The organism is Exiguobacterium sp. KKBO11, from assembly GCF_001644945.1.
In the GTDB taxonomy this organism is placed as follows: domain Bacteria; phylum Bacillota; class Bacilli; order Exiguobacteriales; family Exiguobacteriaceae; genus Exiguobacterium_A; species Exiguobacterium_A abrahamii.
In genome coordinates, this window is sequence record NZ_LUCU01000022.1 from 724,974 (window position 1) to 750,620 (window position 25,647).

25 protein-coding genes and 1 pseudogene are annotated in these 25,647 nt (G+C 45.5%); 11 read left to right on the forward strand and 15 right to left on the reverse strand.

Annotation, left to right across the window (positions count from 1 at the left end; all coding sequences use genetic code 11):
- Nucleotides 1-7 precede the first annotated feature (7 nt).
- Nucleotides 8-751, reverse strand: a complete 744-nt coding sequence (locus tag AYO36_RS10675; protein ID WP_064300372.1) for an ABC transporter permease — start codon at nt 749-751, stop codon at nt 8-10.
- Nucleotides 729-1,646, reverse strand: a complete 918-nt coding sequence (locus AYO36_RS10680; protein WP_029340951.1) for an ABC transporter ATP-binding protein — start codon at nt 1,644-1,646, stop codon at nt 729-731. Before AYO36_RS10680 ends, AYO36_RS10675 begins: the two co-directional genes overlap by 23 nt.
- Before the next feature lie 153 nt (nt 1,647-1,799).
- Between AYO36_RS10680 and AYO36_RS10685 the strand changes: the two genes are divergently transcribed.
- The 3 genes from AYO36_RS10685 (at nt 1,800) to AYO36_RS10695 (ending at nt 5,432) form a co-directional block, all read left to right on the forward strand.
- The gene (locus tag AYO36_RS10685; protein ID WP_064300373.1) at nt 1,800-2,270 is read left to right on the forward strand and encodes a GNAT family N-acetyltransferase; all 471 of its coding nucleotides are present in this window, start codon (nt 1,800-1,802) and stop codon (nt 2,268-2,270) included.
- A gap of 25 nt (nt 2,271-2,295) precedes the next feature.
- Complete coding sequence (locus AYO36_RS10690; protein ID WP_064300374.1) at nt 2,296-3,879, forward strand: diguanylate cyclase domain-containing protein; 1,584 nt, start codon at nt 2,296-2,298, stop codon at nt 3,877-3,879.
- Nucleotides 3,880-3,965: 86 nt separating this feature from the next.
- Entirely contained in the window at nt 3,966-5,432 is a 1,467-nt protein-coding gene (locus tag AYO36_RS10695) for a glycoside hydrolase family 32 protein (protein WP_064300375.1), read from the forward strand.
- 49 nt (nt 5,433-5,481) lie between these two features.
- On the opposite strand, the gene AYO36_RS10700 is transcribed toward AYO36_RS10695, so the two are convergent.
- Entirely contained in the window at nt 5,482-5,979 is a 498-nt protein-coding gene (locus tag AYO36_RS10700; protein ID WP_064300431.1) for a GNAT family N-acetyltransferase, read from the reverse strand.
- Nucleotides 5,980-6,225: 246 nt separating this feature from the next.
- Between AYO36_RS10700 and AYO36_RS10705 the strand changes: the two genes are divergently transcribed.
- Nucleotides 6,226-8,388, forward strand: coding sequence for an ATP-dependent helicase (locus AYO36_RS10705; protein ID WP_064300376.1), 2,163 nt, complete (start codon nt 6,226-6,228; stop codon nt 8,386-8,388).
- A gap of 260 nt (nt 8,389-8,648) precedes the next feature.
- Here the strand turns inward: AYO36_RS10705 and mscL are convergent, their stop codons facing one another.
- The 7 genes from mscL to AYO36_RS10740 all read right to left on the reverse strand — a co-directional run bounded on the left by mscL (nt 8,649) and on the right by AYO36_RS10740 (nt 15,419).
- Nucleotides 8,649-9,041 (reverse strand): large-conductance mechanosensitive channel protein MscL, encoded by a 393-nt coding sequence (gene mscL, locus AYO36_RS10710; protein ID WP_023467359.1) that lies wholly within the window; start codon nt 9,039-9,041, stop codon nt 8,649-8,651.
- Between the two features lie 12 nt (nt 9,042-9,053).
- Complete coding sequence (locus AYO36_RS10715; protein WP_064300377.1) at nt 9,054-9,935, reverse strand: Cof-type HAD-IIB family hydrolase; 882 nt, start codon at nt 9,933-9,935, stop codon at nt 9,054-9,056.
- Nucleotides 9,936-10,010: 75 nt separating this feature from the next.
- Complete coding sequence (gene cls, locus AYO36_RS10720) at nt 10,011-11,462, reverse strand: cardiolipin synthase (RefSeq protein ID WP_064300378.1); 1,452 nt, start codon at nt 11,460-11,462, stop codon at nt 10,011-10,013.
- A gap of 136 nt (nt 11,463-11,598) precedes the next feature.
- Nucleotides 11,599-13,008: a protoporphyrinogen oxidase gene (gene hemG / locus AYO36_RS10725; protein WP_064300379.1), complete on the reverse strand. Its 1,410-nt coding sequence runs from the start codon at nt 13,006-13,008 to the stop codon at nt 11,599-11,601.
- Nucleotides 12,998-13,930: a ferrochelatase gene (gene hemH / locus AYO36_RS10730; protein ID WP_064300380.1), complete on the reverse strand. Its 933-nt coding sequence runs from the start codon at nt 13,928-13,930 to the stop codon at nt 12,998-13,000. The genes hemG and hemH overlap by 11 nt, the downstream gene beginning before the upstream one ends.
- Complete coding sequence (gene hemE, locus AYO36_RS10735; RefSeq protein ID WP_023467354.1) at nt 13,927-14,973, reverse strand: uroporphyrinogen decarboxylase; 1,047 nt, start codon at nt 14,971-14,973, stop codon at nt 13,927-13,929. Before hemE ends, hemH begins: the two co-directional genes overlap by 4 nt.
- Nucleotides 14,974-15,116: 143 nt before the next feature.
- Nucleotides 15,117-15,419: a MerR family transcriptional regulator gene (locus tag AYO36_RS10740; RefSeq protein ID WP_023467353.1), complete on the reverse strand. Its 303-nt coding sequence runs from the start codon at nt 15,417-15,419 to the stop codon at nt 15,117-15,119.
- A gap of 117 nt (nt 15,420-15,536) precedes the next feature.
- Here AYO36_RS10740 and AYO36_RS10745 point away from each other — a divergent pair, with 117 nt between their 5' ends.
- On the forward strand, nt 15,537-16,835 hold the full coding sequence (locus AYO36_RS10745; RefSeq protein WP_064300381.1) for an ammonium transporter: 1,299 nt from the start codon (nt 15,537-15,539) through the stop codon (nt 16,833-16,835).
- A 63-nt stretch (nt 16,836-16,898) separates the two neighbouring features.
- On the opposite strand, the gene AYO36_RS10750 is transcribed toward AYO36_RS10745, so the two are convergent.
- Together AYO36_RS10750 and AYO36_RS10755 are read right to left on the reverse strand one after the other, a co-directional pair.
- Complete coding sequence (locus tag AYO36_RS10750) at nt 16,899-18,035, reverse strand: ABC transporter permease (protein ID WP_064300382.1); 1,137 nt, start codon at nt 18,033-18,035, stop codon at nt 16,899-16,901.
- A complete protein-coding gene (locus AYO36_RS10755) occupies nt 18,032-18,766 on the reverse strand; it encodes an ABC transporter ATP-binding protein (protein WP_064300383.1) in 735 nt (244 codons plus the stop codon). The genes AYO36_RS10750 and AYO36_RS10755 overlap by 4 nt, the downstream gene beginning before the upstream one ends.
- Nucleotides 18,767-19,082: 316 nt before the next feature.
- Between AYO36_RS10755 and AYO36_RS10760 the strand changes: the two genes are divergently transcribed.
- Both AYO36_RS10760 and AYO36_RS10765 read left to right on the forward strand, forming a co-directional pair.
- Nucleotides 19,083-19,331: a GlsB/YeaQ/YmgE family stress response membrane protein gene (locus tag AYO36_RS10760; protein ID WP_023467349.1), complete on the forward strand. Its 249-nt coding sequence runs from the start codon at nt 19,083-19,085 to the stop codon at nt 19,329-19,331.
- Nucleotides 19,332-19,364: 33 nt separating this feature from the next.
- The gene (locus tag AYO36_RS10765) at nt 19,365-19,616 is read left to right on the forward strand and encodes a GlsB/YeaQ/YmgE family stress response membrane protein (protein ID WP_029340936.1); all 252 of its coding nucleotides are present in this window, start codon (nt 19,365-19,367) and stop codon (nt 19,614-19,616) included.
- A 35-nt stretch (nt 19,617-19,651) separates the two neighbouring features.
- Here AYO36_RS10765 and AYO36_RS10770 read toward each other — a convergent pair whose 3' ends face one another.
- Nucleotides 19,652-20,704, reverse strand: a complete 1,053-nt coding sequence (locus AYO36_RS10770; RefSeq protein ID WP_064300384.1) for a TcaA second domain-containing protein — start codon at nt 20,702-20,704, stop codon at nt 19,652-19,654.
- 126 nt (nt 20,705-20,830) lie between these two features.
- On the opposite strand from AYO36_RS10770, the pseudogene AYO36_RS10775 reads away from it, so the two are divergent.
- The 4 genes and pseudogenes from AYO36_RS10775 to AYO36_RS10790 all read left to right on the forward strand — a co-directional run.
- Nucleotides 20,831-21,259: pseudogene (locus AYO36_RS10775) on the forward strand (HIT family protein); the annotation flags it as partial.
- Nucleotides 21,260-21,373: 114 nt separating this feature from the next.
- On the forward strand, nt 21,374-21,715 hold the full coding sequence (locus tag AYO36_RS10780; protein WP_023467345.1) for a hypothetical protein: 342 nt from the start codon (nt 21,374-21,376) through the stop codon (nt 21,713-21,715).
- A gap of 83 nt (nt 21,716-21,798) precedes the next feature.
- Nucleotides 21,799-22,368: an HTH-type transcriptional regulator Hpr gene (locus tag AYO36_RS10785; RefSeq protein WP_023467344.1), complete on the forward strand. Its 570-nt coding sequence runs from the start codon at nt 21,799-21,801 to the stop codon at nt 22,366-22,368.
- Between the two features lie 259 nt (nt 22,369-22,627).
- Nucleotides 22,628-23,545 (forward strand): peptidylprolyl isomerase, encoded by a 918-nt coding sequence (locus AYO36_RS10790; RefSeq protein ID WP_050677713.1) that lies wholly within the window; start codon nt 22,628-22,630, stop codon nt 23,543-23,545.
- 59 nt (nt 23,546-23,604) lie between these two features.
- Here the strand turns inward: AYO36_RS10790 and namA are convergent, their stop codons facing one another.
- Nucleotides 23,605-24,636 carry an NADPH dehydrogenase NamA gene (gene namA / locus AYO36_RS10795; protein ID WP_064300386.1) on the reverse strand — a complete coding sequence of 344 codons (1,032 nt, stop codon included), beginning with the start codon at nt 24,634-24,636 and terminating at the stop codon, nt 23,605-23,607.
- A 12-nt stretch (nt 24,637-24,648) separates the two neighbouring features.
- Nucleotides 24,649-25,569 (reverse strand): HD domain-containing protein, encoded by a 921-nt coding sequence (locus tag AYO36_RS10800; protein WP_029340932.1) that lies wholly within the window; start codon nt 25,567-25,569, stop codon nt 24,649-24,651.
- Nucleotides 25,570-25,647 lie beyond the last annotated feature (78 nt).

The following is a 25,647-nucleotide window of genomic DNA, read 5'->3' on the forward strand; positions in this document are numbered from 1 at the left end:
CTTTCATTTACGTATATGATTTTCTTTGGAAGACAAGAATCGATGCACCTAACAAGACGATGATATGAGCCAATACGAACAAGGCGGAGAACGTCAAAGTTGTTCCCATCGCTTCACTCGTACCATAGGTCATAGAATCCTTGAAATACATTGACCAGTCTAAATGCATGAATACGATCCACTTAGCGATTGCTGGTTTGAAACCAACCAGTAAGTTACCCGCAATGCTCGTAAAGAACTGTGCTAGTACGGTGAAGCCGATAATCATTCCAACAGAACGGAACAACAATGAGAAGAATAACGTCATGAATATTGTAAAAATCGGACTGACAACTTCGACGAGCGTATCGCGGAACAGAATTGGATCTCCTGCCTCTGAAAACGCAAATGAGCCTGCGTAGACGATCGCAGCGATGAACACGAATTGGAGCAACATGATCAAGATCGAAAAAATAAGTTTCGAGAAATAAATCGTCATTCGTGAATACGGACTCATTAATAAGTGTTTCATCGTGTCATAACGTACTTCATTCCCGATGGCTTCTGCCGTGAAGACAATCGTGATGATTCCTAATAGAGATGTCAGTAAAAGGAACGTTAATGAATAATAATCATAACGTGTGAACTCAAAATCATTCGTCTTTGCAATGATGATAATACCAACTGCAATAACGACATATAGTGCTAAGACAATCTTCGCTTTTTTAGTCGTCCACCATTTCATCCATTCATTTTGTATGAGCGAAAGCATGTGAATCCCCCTCTTTTTTCGTTACTTGCAGGAATTGTTCCTCAAGCGTCAAACGTTTAACGGTCAGTTCATGTAAATCGGCAATCGGCACGACGAGTCGAGCGATAGCTGGACATTCACTTTCCGGTGCGGTGATAATGATTTTATTCTCGAGTACTTCTGATGGGTAGTTTGCGACGCGAAGGGCATCGAGTACATCTGTCATCGCTTCCGCATTGACACGAAGAGCGATTTTCGCTCCGGTTTCATTACGAACGGACTCGACCGACTTGATGACACCCTGATCGATGATCGCGTAACGATCACTGATTTGTTCCATCTCACTCAACATATGGCTTGAAATTAAAATCGCGATGTCTTGCTCACGCGCCATTTGGCGTAAATATTCACGAAGCTCCGCAATCCCGGATGGATCCAGACCATTCGTTGGTTCATCTAAAATCAAGACGCGCGGGTTATGTAGCAAGGCACGAGCAATTCCGAGTCGTTGCTTCATTCCGAGTGAGTACTCTCCGACTTTTTTTGAAAGCTTTCCTTCAAGACCAACGAGTCGTGCTAGTGCATCATAATCAACTTGACCGAGTCCCGGAATGAGGTTTTTTGCATGAACCAAGTTTTGTTTTCCTGTCAGATAAGGATAAAACGCTGGATTCTCCACGATTGCTCCAATTTGCGTCAACGCTTTCGAACGCTCTTCTACGACATCAAATCCATTGACCGTGACTTTCCCTGCATCCTGCTCGAGTAGTCCCGTGATGATGCGAATCGTCGTCGTCTTCCCTGCTCCGTTCGGTCCGAGGAAGCCGAACACTTCTCCTGGGGATACCTCAAAACTGACGTCTTTTAAAATTTGCTCTTTCCCGAGACGCTTTGAGATATTTTCAATCTTTAACATCTGCTCTTCCTCCTCATTCATATTTTGTCTATGCTATTAGTGTACGTGATTTTAAAGGATAAGTTTCATTTCTTACAAATATGTAATCCGATTCCAATTAAAAAGGCGTAACAGCAGAAATTTTATACTAAAAATAAAGAATGGAGTCGCTAGATGATTCTTTTTGAACAAGTAACACATGATCACTTTCCGATCATCCAATCGTTGTACGCGAGCGTTCCTGAATATGCGCTCTTAGAAGAACGAATGCTTCCGCTCTCTGATTCGACCTTACAGGAAGAGTTTTTAAATCCCGATACCGTATCGCTGATTGGATATGTGGACGGAGAACCCGTCTTACTGATTGACTACCTACCGAAGCATCCAAAAGACGGTACACCTTGGATCGGTTTATTCTTAATGGATGTTTCTCAACACGGTACGGGAATTAGTAGTCGGTTACTATCCGCTTTTTGTGATCGATTCCTAAGTCAGGAACCTCACATTCATCTCGCGGTCTTACCTGATAATTTAAGAGCCCGTCGTTTTTGGGAAAAACACGATTTCCGATACGCGCGAACGAGTTTCTCGAACCGCGAACAACTCGTAGATGTCTACGTGTATGATGTAAGTAAAAACAAATGAAAACGTATGAATGGAGTATCACACAATGTCCAAACCCTCACTTCGCTTTGATGTTTTGTTAGCGGGATTGATTTCCCTGCTATTTTTTAGCATGACGCTCGGATTAACTTTCTTCATTAGTCAACATGCAACAAACCGACTCCAATCGGAAGTCGGGATGAATCTGTCAACGACCGCTCACCAACTATCTGATAAGCTTGATCATTACATGTGGTCACGTTATGCCGAAGTAAAATTGCTGGGTTCCTTATCAACGATTCAACAAACAGAACAAAAAACAGAAACGCGACGGACACTCGAAGAGTTACAACGGCAGATTCCTGACTTTTCTTGGATTGGTCGATTAGATACGGAAGGTAACGTCGTTGCGTCAACGAATCAGATTCTGGAAGGAACGTCGATCAAGGAACGTCCCGTCTTCCAACAAGCCTTATCACAACCATTCATCGGAGATGTCCATGAAGCTGTCCTACTCGCAAAATTATTGCCGAACCCAAGCGGTGAACCGTTACAGTTCGTCGATATTAGTACACCTTTGTATGATAAGGGTCGATTTTCTGGTGTCCTTGCGACACATCTCAGCTTCGAATGGGCAAAAGCAATCGAACAAAGTTTTCAGAGCGCCACGTCCTCTCTCCAACAAGTCGATGTCTTCATCATTAGTCAAGATCGAAAAACGATTTTACTTGGACCAAGCGGATGGAGCGGTAAAACATTACCCGATAGCGTAACGCTGACTTCGAATGCTTCTGCGACCGCTTCCTGGCAAGGGAAAGAATTTGTCTCTGGTCAAAGCACAAGCCGAGGTTACAAGGATTACGATGGCTTAGGTTGGACGGTTCTCGTACGTCAACCGACTTCGATTGCGTTCGCTGATGCCGATGCTTTACGTCAAACGATTTTCATCGCTGGTTTGATTGCCTCTTTCGTTACAGCCGTACTTGGCTGGATGTTAGCGAAGCTATTGACACGACCATTATTAAAAATCACACATGCCGCACAACAGATGCAGGATGATCCATCAAAATCACTCCCGAATCATCGTGGAATCCGAGAAATCGAGACACTGACGGATGCCTTACAACGACTGATTCATCGCTTGCTACATACCGAACAAGAGAAATTAACGTTTGAACGCTTGTCACAACGCGATAGCCTGACTGGTCTCGCGAACCGCAACGGTCTTGCTCAATACATCGAACAATTGCCTGCAGAAACGCATTCTATCTATCTTTGCCTTGATTTAGACGGCTTTAAAGCAGTCAATGATACGTATGGTCACGCGCTAGGTGATCTCCTGCTGATCGAGGTCAGTCAACGTCTCGAACAGTTGCTTCCACCTGGTGGATTCGTGGCTCGTCTGGGCGGCGATGAGTTCATCATCGTCTTGACCACTCAATCCTTAACAGAAGCACGATACTTAGGTGAACAATGGATCGCTCACGTCTCGATGCCGTATCACTTAGAAGAACAAACCGTCCACATCGGGATGAGTATCGGAGTCGCCGAACAGGTGACAGGAGAATCACTTGAACAAGTCATGCATCGCGCTGATTTAGCGCTCTATCGTTCGAAGCAAAACGGCAGAGGATGTATGTCCGTTCAATGACCATTCAGGACGGAGGATTGACAAGCGCAGCTCTCCTCCGTAAGGTGAACGAGAAGCGTATAATTTTTCAACGAGGAGCTGTCAACATGAATCAATGGACACGTGAAGCACGATACCGTCCCCTCTCGGATGTCGATCCGAGCGTTTACCAAGCGATGAAGGAAGAAGTTCGAACATCTCCTTGGCGATTTTCTTACCATATTCAACCTCCGACCGGACTTTTGAATGATCCGAACGGCTTCGTCTATCATGATGGTCTCTATCATTTGTTTTATCAATGGTTTCCACTCGGACCCGTACACGGGCTGAAGTACTGGTATCACATGACATCAAAAGATCTTGTACATTGGTTCGATGAAGGAGCCGCCTTGATCCCAAATGACGATCCTGATTCGCACGGTGCTTATTCCGGTAGTGGCTTCATTAAAGATGATCAAGTGCACATCATGTACACCGGTAATAAACGGGATGCGGATTGGAATCGCCATACGAGCCAAATCGTCGGTCATCTCCGCTCGGATGGACGAATCGAAAAACATTTACCACCTGCTATCCCAAACGTTCCTGAAGGATATACGGAACATTTCCGTGATCCGAAAGTCTTCCAAGATGCATCGGGCACCTGGTACTGCATCATTGGTGCACAGCGCATTGACTTGACGGGTTGTACTGTCATCTATCAGTCTCAAGATGCAGAGCACTGGACATTCCTCGGTGAGTTACAGACGAACTACCCGACATTCGGTTATATGTGGGAATGTCCTGATTATTTCGAGCTTGATGGAAAAGGAATCCTCCTCTTTAGCCCTCAAGGGATTGAACCAGATGGTCCGAACTATCAAAATATTTTCCAGTCCGGTTATTTCATCGGCGAACCGTTAGCTTTACCCGACTTAACATTCACACACGAATCGTTCCAAGAACTCGATTTCGGATTTGACTTCTACGCGCCACAAACAACTGAGGCGGCAGATGGTCGACGGATTCTTGTTGGTTGGATGGGGTTACCGGATATCAGTTATCCTTCTGACATCTATAACTGGGCACATGCTTTGACATTGCCACGTGAATTAACGATCGAACAGGGGCAACTTTGTCAACGACCTGTCCGTGAACTGACACAGCTACGAAAAGAGACGCTGTTTGACGAAACGATTCTTTTCGAACAAGACGTGACAATTGCGGAAGCCGAGATTTTCGAGCTCGTGATGACAGACTTAAAACTGTCGTCGGACTCGTTCCGCTTCTCGATTCGTCAAGACGCTACAGAAGAGACGGTATTCCACTACGATGCTGTATCACGTCAATTTACAATCGATCGAAGCCGTTCAGGTGCGGAAGTCCCTGCCGAATCATTCGGTACTTCGCGATCGACGATTCTTGCGAAGGACTTGCATACATTACGTTTGTTCGTGGATCGTTCTTCGTTTGAACTTTTCCTGAATGACGGAGAAGCCGTTGCATCTGGACGGATTTTCCCGAAAACATCCAGTCGAGGGATTGTCTTCTCTGGTGAAGCAGGTGCGCATCTATCACTCTACGATTTATCTTAAGTAAAAAAAGCATTTTCCTGAATAGAATCAGGAAAATGCTTTTTTTAATTCAATGCTTCAATCGTAGTTCTTTTTCTAAATCAAAGGCAAGGATGTGTTGCTCCCCAATCGGACCCATGACGGACTGTAACGTATCGACGTATCCCGTCTTGAAGTACAGTGATTTTGCAGCAATATTCTTTTTATTGACCGCTAGTGTAATCGCTGTGACTTCTGGAAAATGATGATGCACGAACTCTGGCAACTGCATCATTGCCTCTTTCGCATATCCTTGCTGTTGATGGCGTGCATCAATGGAAAAGGCACGTAATAGGACACTTTGTTCATGTGTTCGATGTGTTTTAGGGGGGTTAAGATGAAGAATAAAAAATCCGACGACGAGCTCGTCTTTTTTGATGACAACCGGGAATTTATCTGGATGGGCAACTGCATCTGTGACGACATCCGTCGGAAAAGAAGTAAACTGGACTTGTTCTTCCGGAAGAATGAACGCATCACATTGTTCATAATGTTCATTCGTATACATGTGTAATTTCACTACAGACATTCTCATTCCGCCTTCCCTCTTTGTACAGGACAAGAGAGTACTCTCTTACATCTATTCCCATTTTAATGTTTTTGTATCCATTTGCCTAGTCTTTTAGGGTACTCGTCTTACATAACATCCAATAGGCTCTTGTCTCTTTATTCCACGGTTCTTCTTTCCGTAATCCAATCCTGACACTAAAAATGATACACTAGGGAAAGTTCGATTATTGGACGAGAAATAAATACGCTCGAGGTGAACTGTATCATGCATGAAGATTTTTTCGAACAGATGGAGCGATTGACCGGCATTCAACTGAATCCTGTCCAACAACAGGCAATCGAACATGACCATGGTCCGTTGCTGTTACTCGCCTCACCCGGCTCTGGAAAAACAACGACGCTTAATTTTAAGATTGCCTATTTGATTTTACAAAAAAAGATCGAACCACATCGTATTTTAGGGCTGACCTTCAGTAAGGCAGCAGCTCGCGAGATGGCGGATCGTTTTTATCATCTATTTCACGAATTAATTGGAACGACAGCGGCATTCTCGACGATTCATAGCTTTGCTTTTCAAGTCGTTCGGGATCATACGTCCCAGCAACGTCTCTCCTATACGATCATTGAGGGACCAATGGATCAACAACATCCGAATGCGCCACATAAACGCATGTTACTCCGGCGTATTTTCCAGGAAATTAATCGGAGTGTCATTACCGACGACCAGATGGATGAGTTATTACGGATGATTTCCTTCGTCAAGAACCGTCTTCTTTCTTTAAAGGAAATCAAGGCAGTACCGACGACGATCAAACATTTCCCTGATATCTATGTGGCGTATGAACAATTCAAGTCGCGTGATCCCTTACATCCGTTACTCGACTTTGATGATATGTTGACGTATGCGAATACGATTTTGGAGCAAGACCGTCGTCTGTTGCAACATTATCAGCGTCGCTTTGACTATATCCTAACGGATGAGAGCCAGGATACGTCACTCGTTCAACATCAATTGGTCGAAAAGTTAGCCTTACCGCATAACCGACTTTGTGTCGTTGCAGACGATGATCAGACGCTATACAGCTGGCGTGGCGCGGACGCTTCTAAAATTTTGCACTTCAAAGATACGTATCCGAATGCGACGATTCTTTACATGGAACAAAATTATCGTTCGTCTCAAGACATCGTATCCGTCGCGAACCAATTCATTCAGCGCAATAAAGCACGCTATCCGAAACAGATGTTCACGGAGAACGCTGCTGTTCGTCCGATCATCTTAGAGACGTTATCAACTTACGAGGATCAGACCCGCTATCTGTTGAATCAACTACGGACAGAGACGAATTACCGCGAAGTGGCCATCTTATATCGTAACAATGCTTCTTCGATCAACGTCATGAATGCGTTGGATCAAGCAAATATTCCGTTTTATATTAAGGATGTCGATCATAAATTCTTCAGTCATTGGATTTTGAAGGATATCTTAAACTTCATGACATTCGCACAAGATCCGACAGATATCGATGTGTTAGCAACTATTCATACAAAATTCGCCGGGTACATTTCAAAAGCGCAACTTTCTCAATTGCAACAGTTCGGTACGGGTGAATCTGTATTTGATCTACTCATAAACAAAATCGAGATGAAGTTTTATCAAAAGAAACAACTTCAACAAATGAAGCGCACGTTCGCTTCCATCCAAACCGTTCGACCCTCTGCTGCCCTCTCTCTGATTCGTCATGAACTGGGTTACGAAAAGAATTTGCGGAAAATGAGTGAGAGTCTCGGTTTTAGTCTCGATCACCTGCTTGAAACACTGAATACGATTGATAACATCGCAAGTGATGTACCAACGCTACTCGCTTTTCGTGAACGGATCACGCATCTCGAACAATTGATGCGTGATGCGAAACAAAATAAAAATCAAAATGCGGTCACCCTTTCGACCTTTCACAGTGCAAAAGGACTTGAATTCGATCGCGTTTTCATGATTGATCTCGTTTCTGGTATTCTTCCATCGGCTGATACGATCAAGGCGTACAAGAATGGACAACTCGATGATATGGAAGAAGCTGCACGTTTGTTTTACGTCGGCATGACACGGGCGCGACACGAACTACATCTTCTGTCCTATCGTTTTAAATCGAAATCATTTGATGTCTCGCCATTCGTCGAAGACGTCCATCGCCTCGTCACGCCTGACGCTGCAAAACGAAAAGCAGAACGCCAGCGCCCTGCTGTTGCAGCGCGAGCTAGCGTTCCTCCACTTCCGATCACTGAGAACATGCGTGTCTCGCATACAGCATTTGGTCCCGGAACCGTTTTGCACCTGGTTGACGACGTGCTAGAAATTTCATTTGATCAAGGAATGAAAAAACAGCTTTCGTTACAAGTCTGCTCTGAAAATGCATTACTCAAAATTTTATGATTTAAAAAAGGAGCTGACTCAAAAAAAGAATGACTCGTCTTTTCACGCCCTTTCCTCAGGCGAGACACAAGCCAGTTTTCCTGCTTCATTCAAGCAGGAAAGCGGGTCTTGTTTGTCTCTGACAGCGCATAATGCGCTTTTTCCTGTAGGAGTGGCGTGTGACGCGTCATTCTTTTTTTACAAGATAAGGGTGGCAGATCATCATTCTGCCACCCTTATCTTTGTAGATGCTGACTTTTGAGTCAGCTTTGTTGTATCCGTCAATTTTTCGTCGATGACTCATTTTGATGAATCAAGGCATCTCTGATTTCTGTCAATAATTTTTCTTCTGTCGTTGGTACCGCTTCTTCTTCGACGACCTCTTCCTTCTTTCGGAATGAAGTGATGCCTTTGACGAAGATAAACAGCGCAAAGGCGATCAACAAGAATTCGATGCTCGCTTGAAGAAATTGACCGTACTGCAACTCTGCATTTCCGACCATGACCGATAATCCTTTGACATCAATGCCCCCGATGATGATACCGATCAACGGCATGAAGACGCTGTCGACGAGGGATTTGATGATCCCGCTAAACGCAGCACCAAGAATAACTCCGACCGCTAAGTCGATCACATTTCCTCGAAATGCGAATTCCTTGAATGCCTTAAACATGAAACGTCCCCCTTACCAAGCACGGGACGCCAACTGCTGAATCGCATATCCGACGCCGTGCTCATCATTTGTTTTCGTCACGTGATGGGCAATCGCTTTTGCCTCATCATGACCATTCCCCATCGCGATCGCCTTGCCGGCAACTTTGAACATTGGAAGATCATTCAGGTTATCACCGATGACAGCGACCTGTTCGATTGGCACACCGAGGTGGTCTGCGAGGATTTTAACTGCCGTTCCTTTATCGGCACCGACTGCCATGACTTCAATGTTATCGTGTCCTGACGACGTGACATAGACACCGTCGACCTTCTGCTCGATTTCCTGCCAGATTTTTTTCATTAATTCTTGATCAAACGAGAATGAGATGAATTTAAATACTTTTCCTGCTTGGTTACGAATGTACGACCGGAATCCATCAATCATCTTGACGTCTTCGTGGACATAATAACGATCGTGGAAGAAATCAAGCACTTGTTTTGCCCGATCACTTTCTTCACTCAACTCTTTCAGGGAATCATAGGCTGCGTCGATCGTCGCTCCTTGTGCTGTCACGAGTCCTCGATCACAGAACATCTCGAAGAAAACTTCATATTGACTGATGATACCGTAAATTTGCTGTGCTTGTTCCGTCGTCAACGTCGTCGCACTCAACTCTTCTCCATCGACGGTCATCACACGTGCCCCGTTTGAAGCAATGATCGGACAGTGGATTCCTGCTGCATCTGTTAATTCTTTTGCATTTAAGTAGTTACGTCCTGTCGCGATTGCAAATTCGACACCTTGTTCGCGTGCCGCTTCAATTGCCTGAATCGTCTCCGGTTCAATTCGTTGTTTACCTGAAAGAACGGTACCATCCATGTCTGATACGAGTAGTTTGATTGGATTTGCCATCGTCTTCACTCTCCTCTTTTTCTATTTCCATACCACTATACCATTTTTCACATTTTGACTGGTCGTAAACACGGTTTACAAGATCGGTGACAACAAACGCGAAATACTTTCCTTGAATTTAATCGTTCTTGAACGCGCGGCATACGACTCGACCGTCATGAGCTTTGATACCTCACAATCGGCGAGGAAGAGCCGTTCTAGTTCAATCGCTACTGCCTGGTCATAGACGATCGTATTCATTTCGAAGTTCAAACGAAAACTTCGCGCATCGATATTCGTTGTTCCGACCGAAGCAATTTCTCCATCGACGACGATCGTCTTCGCATGCAAAAATCCAGGTTCATACGTGTAGATTTTAGCTCCGTAAGATAGCAGTTCCCCTACAGCAGCAGTCGTTGCCCAGTAAACGAATGGATGGTCCGGTTTGTTCGGAATCATGATGCGTACTTCCACTCCGGATAACAGGGCTGCCTTACATGCATCTAAATAACTCGTGTCTGGAATGAAATAAGGCGATTGGATATAAATCGTCCGTTTTGCTTCGTTGATCATTTTAATCAAGGCAAGCTTCAAATACTCTGAACGAGAATCCGGACCCGATGTGACGATTTGCATCGGTAATATATCCTGAATCCTATGCGTTCCATAGTAAAACAAAGATTTTTCCGTATAGACGTCACTTGCTTGGTTCCAGTCGAGAATAAAGCGATCGAGTTGATCGTGAACGACGTCACCTTCCAAGCGAAAATGTGTATCCCGCCAGTAGCCGAACTTTTCATCGATACCGAGATATTCCGTACCAACGTTGAACCCACCAATGTAGCCGATTCGACCGTCGATGATACAGGATTTACGGTGATTGCGGTTGTTCAATCGAAAATTAACGAATCCAATCGTCGGCGGGAAAAAGGCAAACACTTCTCCTTCATGTGCGAGTAAATCCTTGAAATCCGTCCGTTTGAGACTACGTGATCCGACAGCATCATACAATAGACGGACTTTGATCCCACGACGGGCACAATCGGTCAATGTATCGATCAATGCTAACCCGAGGCGATCTTTCTGAATGATGTAATATTGGATATTCACTTCATGCTCAGCCTGGCGGATATCTTGAATCATCCGATTGAACTTCTGCTCGCCATCCGAAAGAATCTGTAGTTGATTCGAGAGACTGAGTAACGAACCGTTCGACATCAGGTTCATCCGAATCATATCCCGGTGCTTTTGAATCATCGGGTGCCGTCCCATCGTTACAAGTTCTTTTTTCTGTAAGGCGATCCGTCTATCCTGTTCCAGTTGTTCTTCATCCGTGACACGATAAAAATTCGTTTTTTTCAACAGTCTTCCGAAAAACAGATAGACGAGAAATCCAACGAGCGGAACGAAATACAAGATGAATACCCATGCCCACGTCGCACCAATATCGCGCCGCTCGAGAAAAATAACCGTCAGGACAGCCAAGATATTCATGATAAGCAATCCGTAGACGATGATGATCGTGAACGTACTCCATACTTCCACCATACGATTCCCTCCCGCTTCAACGGTATTCTTCGATTTTGATTCCTCTGTCTCTTATTCCCGTTTCCTTCCGTGTCATTCTTCTGAAGACAAAAAAACCTTTTTGAAGCACTGCTAGCTTCAAAAAGGTTTAGGCGTGTCATGATTCTGGACATGGTTCCGGTTGTTGTAACGCCATTTGTTCAAGCGTCGCTTTGACACCTGCTACACAGTCTGGCAAACCAACACCATCATAGGCGAGTCCGGCTAAATGAATGTGTGGATAGTGAGAAGCGACGATTTCTCGCACTTCTTGAATCCGCTGTGCATGTCCTACCGTATAGGCCGGTAAGCCGTCTAAGAGACGACTGATGACGACACGTTCCGGTTGCAATGGACGACCACAGATGTTTTCAAGATCTTCTAAGACGACGCGTTCAATCATTTCGTCTGATTCACGAACGAGTGCATCTTTTCCGGGGCGTCCGATGAAGGCACGGAGCACGGTATGATTCGGTGCTGCATGATTCCACTTTTGATCAATCGCCGTGCATGCTGTAATTGAATACGGCGCCCGACGGTTGACGATGAATCCCGTTCCATCAATCGGTAACGCTGTTTCCTTATCGAAAATCAACGTGACCGTCGCCGTCGAGTGTGTTGAAAGGTTCGCAAGCCCTGGAAGCGTCGCATCTGGTAACAGGGACACGACTTGGCGATGCGGAATCGTCAACAAAATATCATCGGCATATTCTGGACCGTGATCCGTTTCGAGACGATACCGCCCGTCTTCTTCCCGTTCAATTGAACGAAGTGGTGTCTCCAGACGAATCTCTGTCCGTTCAAGCACCTCTTCTAAACGCTCGACGAGAGACTCGAGTCCAGTAGCAAGTGATAAGAATTGACCTGTCGCTTTAAGCGTCGGACCTTGTTGTTGATCAAGCGGACGCATGAGGCGCATTCCTTCGAACAAGCTTCCCGCCTTTTGCTCATTCGCAACGAATTGCGGGTAGGTCGCGAACGTACTCATCCGGTCGATATCACCCGCATAGATGCCTGAAAGAAGCGGTTCGATTAACTTCTCGACGAGTGCATCTCCAAGACGCGGACGCAGGTATTCCCCTAATGGGATGTCTGTTTCCGGAATCGTCAAATCAGGAGCAGGGTGAAGCAATCGTTCTGTCACCTCTGCTTTTTCTTCTTCCGTCAGTAGAGATGTCTCTGCGAATAACTCTAAATCGGTCGGGATCCCCATGACGGCACCTTTTGGAATCGGGTGGAGACCGCGCGCATCCAAGATATACGCTTGCGACGTGTTATTGCGAACGAGTTGCTCCCCTAATCCGATCTCTTCGATGAGATCCGTCAACACGTGTTTCCGTGCGACATACGAATCTGGTCCCCGCTCGATCGTCAATCCTTCGTCCCGATATGTCGCCACCTTACCACCGAGACGACCCTCTGCCTCGAGTAACGTGATGTTCATCTCCGGAAACTGCTTCTCTGCATAATAGGCGGCTGCAAGTCCTGATATACCACCGCCCACGATGACGAGACGTTTACTGGACATAACTACCCACCTGTTTCGCGACGGCTTCCGTGACAGCTTTCATGAAAGCTGGATCCGCGTTTGGCATGACAGGTCGCGCATAATGAATTCCGAGTTCGTCGCAGACGACTTTACACTCGTAATCATTATCGAACAATACTTCTAGGTGATCGGCAACGAAACCAACGGGTACGTAGACGAATGCTTCGTATCCTTTTTCTTCGTAGACGTCACGTGTCAAATCCTGAACATCTGGTCCAAGCCATGGTTCTGGCGTTTGTCCAGCCGATTGCCAGCCTGTGATCATATGCGGTACACCAGCACGTTGCGCGATCAATTCAGCTGTTTCCTTCAATTGCTCTGGGTATGGATCACCGTTTGCAATGATTTTTTCAGGTAGACTGTGTGCTGAAACGACGAGAACGGCTTTCTCTTCAGATACTGGTAAAGCGTCGAACGTCTTGCGAATTTCTTTACCCCACCAATCGAGAAACGCTTCTTCTTTGTACCACGATTCGACGGATGCGAGACGAATACCGTGTTGGTCCGCGACTTCCTTCGCACGACCATTGTATGAACGGATACTGAACGTCGAATAGTGAGGTGCTAAAACGACCGTGACCGCTTCCGTAATGCCGTCTTTTGCCATTTGCTCGACAGCATCCTCAACGAATGGCTCGATGTGTTTCAGACCAAGATAGAGTTTGAACTCGATTTCACCAGCATATTTCTCAGACAGTTGACGGTGTAGCTCTTCAGCCTGATCAATCGTGACTTGTGCGAGTGGTGAGACACCACCGATGGCTTCGTAACGTTCCGTTAACTCTGCCAATGCTTCTGGAGACGGTTTGCGCCCGCGACGAATGTGCGTATAATAACGCTCGATATCTTCTGGTTTATATGGCGTACCGTACGCCATAACAAGTAGTCCTAACGTCTTCATTTTCCTACCTCCATTTTTTCTTTCGAATAATCATGGATAAATGCAGTCAAACGTTTCAATACTTCTGGATCGACTTCCGGGAAGATGCCGTGACCGAGGTTAAAGATAAATCCTGGTTGCTTCATTCCCATATCGAGAATTTCCTTCGTTTTTGCTTCAAGGATATCCCATGGTGCTAACAGATAAGACGGGTCGAGGTTTCCTTGGACAGGTTTCGTCAGTCCACGCTCACGTGCTTCGTCAATCGACAAACGCCAATCAAGTCCGACGACGTCTAACGGTAAACTGTGCCATTCCTCTGCCAAGTGACTCGCTCCTACACCGAACATGATCATCGGCACGCCTGTATCTTTTAATTCTGTGAAAATGCGTTCCATCGTTGGCTTGATGTAACGGACATAATCTTTCCGGCTCGTCGTTCCGACCCATGAATCAAAGATTTGGAACGCTTGGATTCCTGCATCCACTTGTGATTTGATGTAATCGATGACCATGTCACCTAGTTTCTCCATTAAGGCATGCCATACCTCAGGTTGTCCATACATCAATGCTTTCGTTTTATGGTATCCCTTCGAAGGACCACCTTCAATCATATAGCTCGCAAGCGTGAATGGTGCCCCGGAAAAACCAATCAACGGTACTTCGAGTCGTTCCCGTAACAAACGAATCGTTTCATAGATATATGGAATATCTTCACGGTTAAATGGTTGTAATGCTTCGACATCTGCCATCGTGCGAATCGGGTTCGCGATGACTGGACCGATACCACTCTTGATTTCGACGTCAACGCCCATCGATGGAAGTGGCGTCATGATGTCTTTATACAGAATCGCTGCATCGACCCCTAATTGTTTTACAGGTAGTTCTGTCACATATGCGCCTAGTTCCGAGTCATGTGTGATCTCGAAAAGCGTCCGTGTCTTCTTGATTTCACGATATTCCGCTTGATAACGACCTGCTTGTCGCATGTACCAGACGGGAACGTGATCAATCTGCTCGCCACGGATCGCCCGCAAAAACGTATCATTGAATTTCTTCATCATAACTACCCCTTTATACTCGTTCTAACGCCCCCAAAAAACGTACGATAAGTTTGTGAACACAGAAACATTATATCTGAAATTAAGAAGTCTGTGCCAATAAATCGTTTACAAAATGACAGTTCTGTTACCAGTTCATGAAATGTTCACTGTTTCTTGTAAAGACCGAATGCAGCGTTTAATTGACCACGGATCAAGTCAGAACGTTGCTGTTCCGTTACCTTCCGTTCTTTTTCACGTATTTCATGTGTCCGCCAGCCATCTTCAATTTTTTCCGCGACTTCGACAAGTCGCTCGACATCCGTAAATGAATATTTTCGTGTCTTTCCGTTCGTCCGTTCTGGAAAGATTAATTTTCGTTCTTCATAGTAACGAATCTGACGTTCCGATAATCCGGTCAATTCACAGACGATTCCGATCGACATCACCTTTTTTTCACGGTAGTTCATCTTCGTCACTCCTTTCCACAAAAATACCATGTCAGATTTTCTGACACAACACGTTTCTTTGAAAGTATTTCCGTCTAAAGTAAACACATACTTTAAATGGATAAAGGAGGAACGATAATGAAACTGGAACAACTCGCTATCTCAGTCGATACGTTTTATGTCTTATTCGCAGCACTGCTCGTCTTTACGATGCAAATCGGATTCTTACTTCTAGAAACAGGGATGTTACGGGCGAAGAACGCGGGGCACGTCGCCGTCAAACAGATCATCAGCTTCTCGGTTGCCGCTCTCGCCTTTTGGGCCATCGGATTCGGATTGACGTTCGGTGATGGCAATTCTATCATCGGAAAGGAAGGATTCTTTTTACAAGGAGGATTCAGCAGTCTTGATTGGTCGAACATCACGATTGATGTGAAGTTCCTCTTCCAACTCTCATTCGTCGCTGTCTCCCTCGCGATCGCTTGGGGTGGATTCGCAGAACGTGCTAAATTATCCGTCTACCTGTTGTTCGGAACGTTTTTCGTTGCTATCATCTATCCGATCATCGCACGTTCCGTTTGGGCAGGTGGATTCCTTGGTTCGCTCGGGATGCAAGACTTCGCTGGATCAACGGTCGTTCACTTACAAGGTGGGATTGCCGCACTCGTTGCCGCTTTACTGCTCAAGAAACGAATCGGTGCTGAAAAAACACCGTTACTTGGACACAATGTCATCTACTCTGTCGTTGGTGCCTTCATCCTCTGGTTATGTTGGTTCGGCTTCAACGCTGGTTCGACACTAACGATTGCCGATGGATTCTTTAGTTACGTTGCCTTGACGACGTTACTTGCGACTGCAGCAGGTGCCCTCGGTGCTCTTGCCATCTCATTCTGGCACCGTCGTGTCGCAGATATCCCTTCGATCATCAACGGCGTGTTAGCTGCACTCGTTGCCATCACAGCAGCCTGTGCCTTCGTCGAACCGTGGGCAGCTGTCGTCATCGGTTTCCTCGCTGGTGTCATCACATATGGAACGAGCATTCTTCTCGCAAGCCGTGTGGATGATCCATTATGTGCCTTCTCCGTTCATGGCGTCGCTGGTATCTGGGGTACACTCGCAACTGGATTCTTCGCTTCACCACGACTCGTTGAAATCACAGGGATCGGACAAGCTGGTCTCTTCTATGGTGGCGGTTTTACGCAACTCGGCGTTCAAGCACTTGGTGTCGTCTTTGCCGTCGTCATCGTCAGCGTCTTAAGTTACGCATTCTTAAAAGTTCTCGACCTTACGATTGGTCTTCGGATCACACGCGAAGATGAACTCCGTGGACTCGACGTCGCGGAACATGGTCAAGCTTCTTACGACCTCCCTGCTCCTGTCAGCAAAGAATTACGTATGGTCGAAGAAGAAGACCTCTCAAACGAACGTGTCAATTAATAATTAGTAAAGACCAAGAGCCTACACGATGGATTCATCGCGTAGGCTCTTTCTAATTGTCTATCATTTTCGTGCATAATACTCACCGATCACAAGTGCCAACGCTGCTCCACCAACGACATAGATGGATCCGCTTAAAAAGAATCCAATAAGTGTCAGTACGATACATTGACTGATTGCTGCGAAGCGGATGATTTTCCGTTTCGCCAGTACGGCATTTCCAAATGGTAATAGACGAGTCAAAAGATGCTGATCGACTGCTTTCGTGAATGGCGCCAACTGAAAACTAGTTAGTCCTCCGAACGCTGGAATCGCTAAGGCGACGAACCAAACATTTCCACTTGCCAACCACATGAAAACAGCTCCAATTAACGTCAAACGAACAATCAATCCGATCCCGTCTCCACTCCGGATGAACTGTTTGACATACAAGTAATCGAATGTCGTTTGCGCTCGATATGGAATCCGCTCGACCATGTTACTTAAGAGACGACGGCGTTTATACGTTGCCGATAGATGCGGCACATCGACGAACCAATTCGCTAATCGATAAAATCGATCGCGCGATTCCTGCTCAAGTGAAATCCATTCGCGTAGAGGAAGATGATCCTGACGCTTCAGATGAAGGACGACCATTAAGAGAAGTGCGACGACGATCGCCATCCACGCCATATCGATGATGACGAGAAGTGCCGCTCCGAACGCATATAACAGCACCGTCCGATGTGCAATTCCTTCAAGTTTTGATAAGTTCGCTGCTGCTCCGAACAGTCCAAGTGCTACCCCAAGTAAAACAAGTTCAAGTGGTGTCGTCTGTTCCGTTCGAACATAGAGAACAACGACAGCTAAAAATGGAATCACGGCACGGATGATACCAAAGACCGCATTGTACGCTCGTACTTGTTGCATAAACCCTGATAACTTCGCTAATACCGGTAACAAAAACACTTGGTCCGCCTCAACGAGAAACGTCCGACTCGTCCGGTAGAGCGGTAAAATCAGAAACAAGGCTGCCATGACGAACCGACCAGGAAACGATGGATCGAGTTGGTCGAGGAAACGACCGTATACGACTAAACCGTACAAAATAACGAAGTACACGGTGAATAATAGTCCACCATTCGCCATATACCTTGTGTATTTCACCGTCTCGGTCATCGCCGCCTGATACCGTTCCCTCCATAAGGACTGGCTGCTCATCGTTCCGCCTCCTCGATTGCAGCGACGTACAAATCATCTAGTGTTCCATCTTGTAATCCATATCGTGCGCGTAAAGCAGCTGTCGTCCCTTCCGCTGCAATGTGACCCTCATGTAAGAGTACGAAACGATTACAATGCCGTTCTGCTGTCTCAAGGATATGCGTCGACATTAAAATACCTTTACCGTCTTGCTTGAGTTCACTAAAAATCTGTAATAACTCGCGAATCGCGAGCGGATCTAGTCCAACAAACGGTTCATCGACGATCAACAGCTCACTCCCTGTGACGAGTGCGCACAAGATCATCGCTTTTTGTTTCATTCCTTTTGAGAAGACACTTGGAAACCATTCGAGTTGCTTCGTCATCCGAAGTCGTTCAGCGTAATGTTGCGCGCGTTCTGTCGCGATCGCTTCTTCGACATCATATCCTTGCGCCATCAGACGAAGGTGCTCCCGTAATGTCAGTTGTTCATATAACATCGGTTGTTCTGGAATGTATGCAACTTGACGACGATACTCGGTTTCGTTCGTTGCTAAATCCATTCCATTGATTCGAACTGATCCCGTCTTGACTGGCAAAAGACCGAGTATGTGCTTGATCGTCGTCGATTTCCCAGCACCGTTTAAACCAATTAAACCAACGAGTTCACCCCGATCCACTTCGATACTAATGTCATGAAGGACGGTTTTCGATCCATATCCACCTGATAAACCTTTGATATCTAATAACATGTTCGCCACTCCCTTTAGGCTCATCGTAAAGTAGATTTGCTTCGTTTTTCTAGCTTAACGCCTAGTTTTTTAAAATATAATGTTTTAATACTTGTTTTTTCGGCAATTACTCTAAGTGTAATCGTTACATCAATATATGAAAACGATTTACATGTAAATTGAAAGTGAAATCAATGAATCGTCCATTCATTCTCTATCAAGTGGTCTAATTGTCTAGTCATTTAAAGAATGAACGATTTCAGATTTTTTCATTTTCGCACGTGTTTATAACTGCCTGAAAACAGGTAAAACTAATATGTAGAGGAGATGTTTTAAAATGGGTTTCTTATGGGCACTCATCATTGGTGGTCTCATCGGTTGGATCGCAAGTTTAATTATCGGGAAAGATGTGCCGGGTGGCATCATCGGTAACATTATCGCTGGTTTCATCGGTTCGATGATCGGTCAAGCCATCTTTGGTTCAATGGGACCAAAAATCGCTGGTTTCGCAGTCATTCCGGCTATTCTCGGAGCAGTCATCTTGATCTTCATCGTCTCACTTATTCTCCGGGCAGTACGTAAGTAATCATATATCTTAAATTGAAAAGGAGTGTTTTAAATGGGATTCTTATGGGCATTAATCGTCGGTGGTATTATTGGTTGGTTAGCAAGCTTGATTTTAGGTAAAGATGTTCCAGGTGGTATTATCGGTAACATCATCGCTGGTTTCGTTGGTGCATTGATTGGTCAAGCATTATTCGGAGATTGGGGTCCAATGGTTGCTGGATTCGCAATCGTACCTGCTTTACTCGGAGCTATCATTCTTATCCTCATCGTATCGTTCATTCTCCGTGCGGTGAATAAACGATAACCAAAAATCCTCGGACGTTCTGTCCGAGGATTTTTTTAGTCTTTTAATTGTAACCACATGCCGTCTTCTCGCTCGACGACACGTTTTTCTGCTCGCAGATTCAACCATTCGAACACACCTTCGAGAAAACTAGACGGATATTCCCAAACCGTACCGACTTGCTCTCGCTTCTTTCGTTCTGGTTTTCCAGCGATGGCTTCAAGTTCATCCGGAGTCTTATTCAATCGGATTAACAATTCTTCCACCTGCCCCGACTGATAGGTTACTTCATATCCATCGTACCGCGCTCGATTGGCAACGGTCGAATCAGGCGTGCCGAACGTATTCTCAAACGAGTCACGCGAACGTCCAAGATAGCCAGTCATCGTATCGATACTTTTTCCAGTCCGGGCTTTCACTTCCGTCTCAAGTAACGTTTTGATATCGACTGCATATTCGTTCGAAACGGTCGTATTGAACCGATCAGCTAATTTAAAGTCGACTGTCGCGTTCGGTTCATCTCCGAGTTGTACAGTCTTTGATTCCTGGACGGTCTGTCCTGATTGTTCCGCACTTACTTGAACATCGTACTCTCCAGGAGAACGCTTGACTTCAAGAGATTTCTGATCGATCGTCCCTACTTCTTCTCCATCTAGTGAAACCTTTGTTCCCGGTAGATCACTCGAAACGGTTAACCGTTGAGGATTCACATCGAGAGAGTACCGGTCATACCAAAGCCATCCATCCTCTTCTTGTAACGAAAACAGATGTGTCTTCACTTGCTTACCTGCGTCTTGATCCTGTTTGACTTGTGCGATGACCCGGTCCGTCCGCTCTGCATCAGCCGTCAACCAGTTAACGAGTCGCGTCGCCTCACTCATCGGTAGTGACTTATCGTTCATCGTGACTAGCTTTTGGAATCCACGCTGATCCTTTTCCTTTAACAAGGTAGCAAGACGCTCGTCTGTTTTCTCCATTTTCGCCGCTTCTTGCATGTTACGCCCAAACCAAAAGGCAACGAATAAGAAAAGACCGACGACGATAACGCTACCGACGAGCAGACGCCGTTTTCGTTTTTTTTGTGCCGTCGAGGCTACTCGTGATGCCATGCAGTTCGCTCCTTCCCTTCAGTAGCTGTATGTTTCTAAGTGTATCGGGTTCAATTTGACTGTCAATCGTGCGGAAGTCGGAAACTTTCCGTATACTAATGTTATCTTACCCAAAGGAGTGAACGTTCCATGCAAAAAGAGTCATGTATCTTCTGTAAAATTGCTCGCAAAGAAGTCCCTGGTCATATCGTATTCGAGAACGAACAAGTTCTCGCCTTCCTCGATTTGTCACAAGTGACGAAAGGACATACGCTCATCATCCCAAAACAACATGCCGATAATTTGTATGATCTTTCTCCTGAACAAGCACAAGACGTATTTGCGACGATCCCGCAAATCAGTAGTGCTCTTCAACAAGAGACAGAGGCAGCTGGCATGAATCTCTTATCGAATACAGGAAAAGTAGCGGGTCAATCGGTCTCCCACTTCCACCTGCACCTCATTCCGCGTCACGATAAACAAGACGGTTTCGGTGCGAAATGGGAAGTTCATAATGACGATTATACGGCAGAGGAATTGGCTGAACTCGCTAACTCGATCGCTTCTCGCATCTAAGTCTGCTCTTTTTCTTCTATTCTTAGAAAAATATTGCCGAAATAGGTTTCTTTCATTCGATTTTCGGTAAAATAATATGAAACAAATATTTTAATATTAAAAAGGAGGTTCAATATGTCGAAGCGTCCCGCCCGTAACTGGGTCGCTTTTGGTGCTACGCTAACACTTGTGACTTTTTACGGTCTGAAGGCGCTTCGCCAAGGTACGAAAAGCGACTCTTCGAACGGTCATCAACGTCGAAATTCTTATTCTACAATCGTAACGAATGTGCAGGATTTGACCCAGGAGGGCAAGAACTTAGTAGAGACAGCAAAAGCGTCTGGTATGCACTTCAAAGAAGAAGTCATGCAGAGCGTCTCGGAATACCAAACGGAAGTCCAAGCATCGCTCACGAAGATCCAGTCTCTCGCTGATGAAGCGAAACAGGAAGCAGACCAGCTTTCTCCACAAAAGTAAGATCCGTTGCTTCGATTTGTTTTTGTATAGTTTGCATTTTGCGCGTTTGAGCCATTGTCACCTTTCGAAAGGATGAGTCAGATATGGAACACGAAAAGTTATATCCTGGACAAGAGGCTTTGTTGTATAGCCACAAGATTGTCCAGTTAAGCAAAGCACTATGGAAAACGGTAGAAAAAGATTGGCAAAATTGGATCAAGCCTTTTGATCTGAACATCAATGAACATCATATCTTGTGGATTTCGCACGCGCTAGGCGGTGCCTCGATTTCAGAGATTGCGAAGTATGGTGTCATGCACGTCTCGACGGCGTTCAACTTCTCGAAGAAGTTAGAAGACCGCGGACTGTTGACGTTCTCAAAAAAGGAAACAGATAAACGAAATACCTACGTCCAGTTGACACCAGAGGGCGAATCACTCTTGCTTGAGACGATTCAAGCGTTCCGCCCTGAAGAAAACGGTGTCTTCCGTGCATCACTTCCTCTTCAGGAACTGTACGGGAAGTTCCCGGAATTAACGGACATTTCTGCGATCGTACGTCGCTTGTATGGCGACAGCTTCATGGACATATTCGCTGAGACATCAAAGATGATCACAGAAGAAGCAGATCGTCGCCCTCAAGATCCAGTCATGGACTCAATCAAAAAAGCATAACCTTACTAAAAGCGTTTTAGCCTCTAGCTAGAATGCTTTTTTTAGGTCTTTTTTCCTCATGACAAGGACATTACTACTATGTCTCAAGAGCGTTATTTCCCTCACAATTTCCCATAAAAATTATCCTCAACCGGCTACTTGGATGTGATAGCATGGAAAAGAGCAAGTATCTCTCGGCATGACAAGATACAGCTGTCAACCAGACGAGAATATGATATGATAAAACGGTTGAAATAAATGGTAAATTAGGGGTGTATGTATGAAAAAGAAATTGTTAGGCGCAGCAGCAGTCGCAAGTGTATTTACGTTAGCAGCATGTGGATCAAATGACGAAGCCGTCATCAATTACAAAGGTGGCGAAGTCAACAAGGCTGACGTCCAAGAAGAAGCATACGAAAAAGCTGGTGCTCAAATCGCCTTCCAGCAAACGATGAACAAATTGCTTGAGAAGAAATACGGCAAAGAAGTCACGGATAAAGAAGTCGAAGCAGAAGTCAAGAAGACAAAGGACCAGTTCCCGGATAAAGAGCAGTTCAGTACAACATTGAAATCTGCTGGAATCAAGAATGAAAAAGAATTCGAGAAAGTTCTTCGCACACAAATGCTCTTAACGGAAGCAAAATCTGCGAAATCAAAAGTAACAGATAAAGAAATCCAAGAGCGTTTTGACCAAGAAAAAGTCGAAGTTAAAGCAAGCCATATCCTCGTTGCGAAAGAGTCAGAAGCAAAAGACATTAAAAAACAATTGGATGACGGCGCGGACTTCGCGAAACTCGCAAAAGAGAAATCAACAGATACAGGTAGCGGTACAAAAGGTGGAGACCTTGGATACTTCACAAAAGGTAAAATGGTCAAGGAATTCGAAGATTATGCGTTCAAGGATGGCGTTGAAGGTAAAATCTCCGATCCAATTAAAACACAGTTCGGTTACCACATCATCAAAGTAGTCGATCGTAAAGAAAAGAAAGACTTTACACTTGATAAAGAAAAATCACGCATCAAAAAAGCACTTGCTGAAGAAAAAGCAGCACAAGTCAACCCGAACGATATCTACCGTTCACTCATGAAAGAATACGATGTTAAAATCGAAAACAAAGACTTCAAGGATGCTTTTGATTTAGACAAACAAGAACAACAACAAATGCAACAACAGATGATGCAACAACAACAGCAGTAATCAAAAAAGGAAGCCTTTGGGGCTTCCTTTTTTGTGTCGTTTTTTCATATGATTAATAGTTAGCGTACCGTCCGAATCGGTGCCCGTTCGTATTGTTTCGGCAAGGCGACCGTGTCTCCTAGTTCGGCTGCCGCATGATAGACCCAGTAAGGCTGACGCAGTAACTCACGTGCGAGCAGTACGATATCCGCTCGACCGTTACGGACGATTTCTTCTGCATGGGCAGCTGTCGTGATCAATCCAACCGCGCCTGTTGCAATACCCGTCTCTCGTTTCAACTCTTCTGCGTAGCTCACTTGATAGCCCGGATACACTTCCGGTACGGCATTAGCGACGACAGCACCTGAACTGCAGTCGAGTAGATCGATGTGACGTGCAGCTAGTTCTTTTGCGAGTGGAATATAATCCGTCGCTGTCATTCCCCCTGTTGCGTGATCCGCTGCTGAAATCCGGACCCAAATCGAGAGCTTTGAAACGGCTTGAATGCCATCAATGATTTCTAGCAACAAGCGCATCCGATTTTCAATCGATCCACCGTATTGGTCCTCACGAACGTTTGATAACGGAGAAAGGAACGTGTTCAGTAAGTAACCATGAGCCCCATGAATTTCAATGAAATCATACCCTGCTCGTTCCGCACGCAGTGCTGCATCGATGAACTGTTGTTTGATCGTCGCGATTTCCTCAAGCGTTAATGCTCGTGGATGTGTATACGTATCATCAAACGGTAAAGCGCTCGGTGCAACGGGTGGTTCTGCCGTCGTGCTTTTGCGCCCAGCATGGGCCAATTGAATGCCTGCTTTTGCACCCGCTGCTTTGACTTGCTCTGCGATCCGTTGTAGTCCTTCGATATGCGCATCTGACCAAATCCCAAGGTCACCGGCTGAAATGCGACCGTCTGGCGTGACGGCACTCGCTTCTAAGATGACACCACCGACACCACCCATTGCACGGGTTGCATAGTGCGTGACATGCCAATCCGTAACGAGTCCATCTTCTTTTGCACTGTACATACACATCGGCGCCATGATGACCCGATTGCGGAATGTCAACGTTCCGAGTTGAACCGTATCAAACAACTTCGTCTTCATCTTTTTTCCCCCTTATAGCTTCGGACGATAAAAAGCACGATTATCTAGTGCAAATGATCGTTCCGAGAACTGTCCTGGCTCGACATATTCAAGGAGACGATCCATCATCGTCATCCGTGCATCAAGGTTATCGATCAAGAACAAGACTTCTGCCTCGCGCATCTGTGGTGCGACGGCAGAACCCCATTCCGGTCGTCCGTGATGACTTAAGACGAGATGTTGCAAGACCGTCAGTACTTCTGCGTCAATTTGTAATTCTGCTCCGACTTTCTCAAGTTCCGCTACCATCATCGTAATATGACCGACGAGTTTACCAGGCAACGTATATTCCGGTGCAACCGGATCGGATAACTCCTTGATTTTCGCATAATCGTGCAGAATGATGCCACTGATTAGCACGTCACGGTTTAATGTCGGATAGAGCTGAGCGATTTGATCCGCTAGACGCAACATCGAAAGGACGTGGTATGACAGCCCCGAGTAAAAAGCATGATGGTTCTTGACCGCTGCCGGATGCGTGAAGTAGGCGTCGAATCGTGAAGTAATCAAATGTTTAACGAGCTTTTTCATATCACTGTTCTGAATCGATTCTACGAACGCGAGTACTTCCGTCTCGATCTGCTCTCGCGGAATCGGCGCGGATTGGACATAGTCCTCGACATTCGTCTCCTCTAGGACCGTGATTTGTTTGAGCTTGAGTTGTGTCCGTCCCCGATAGTCCATGACTTCTCCAGCAGCATGGACGATCGACTTCGGCGCATATTTTTCAAGATCACTCGTATCCCACATCTTCGTCTCGATTTCACCTGTCTTATCCGTCAAGATGAGCGTCAAGTATGGTTTCCCATTTGCTGCAATTCCTTTGACCGCTTGCTTGATCATCGCTCGTTGATCGAGCGTTTCTCCAACTGCTAATTTACCGATTCCTTTCATACTTGAAACACGTCCTTTATCTGTAAAATAGGTGTCTTTTTTATATTCCATTGACTACACTTAAGGCATATACTATTT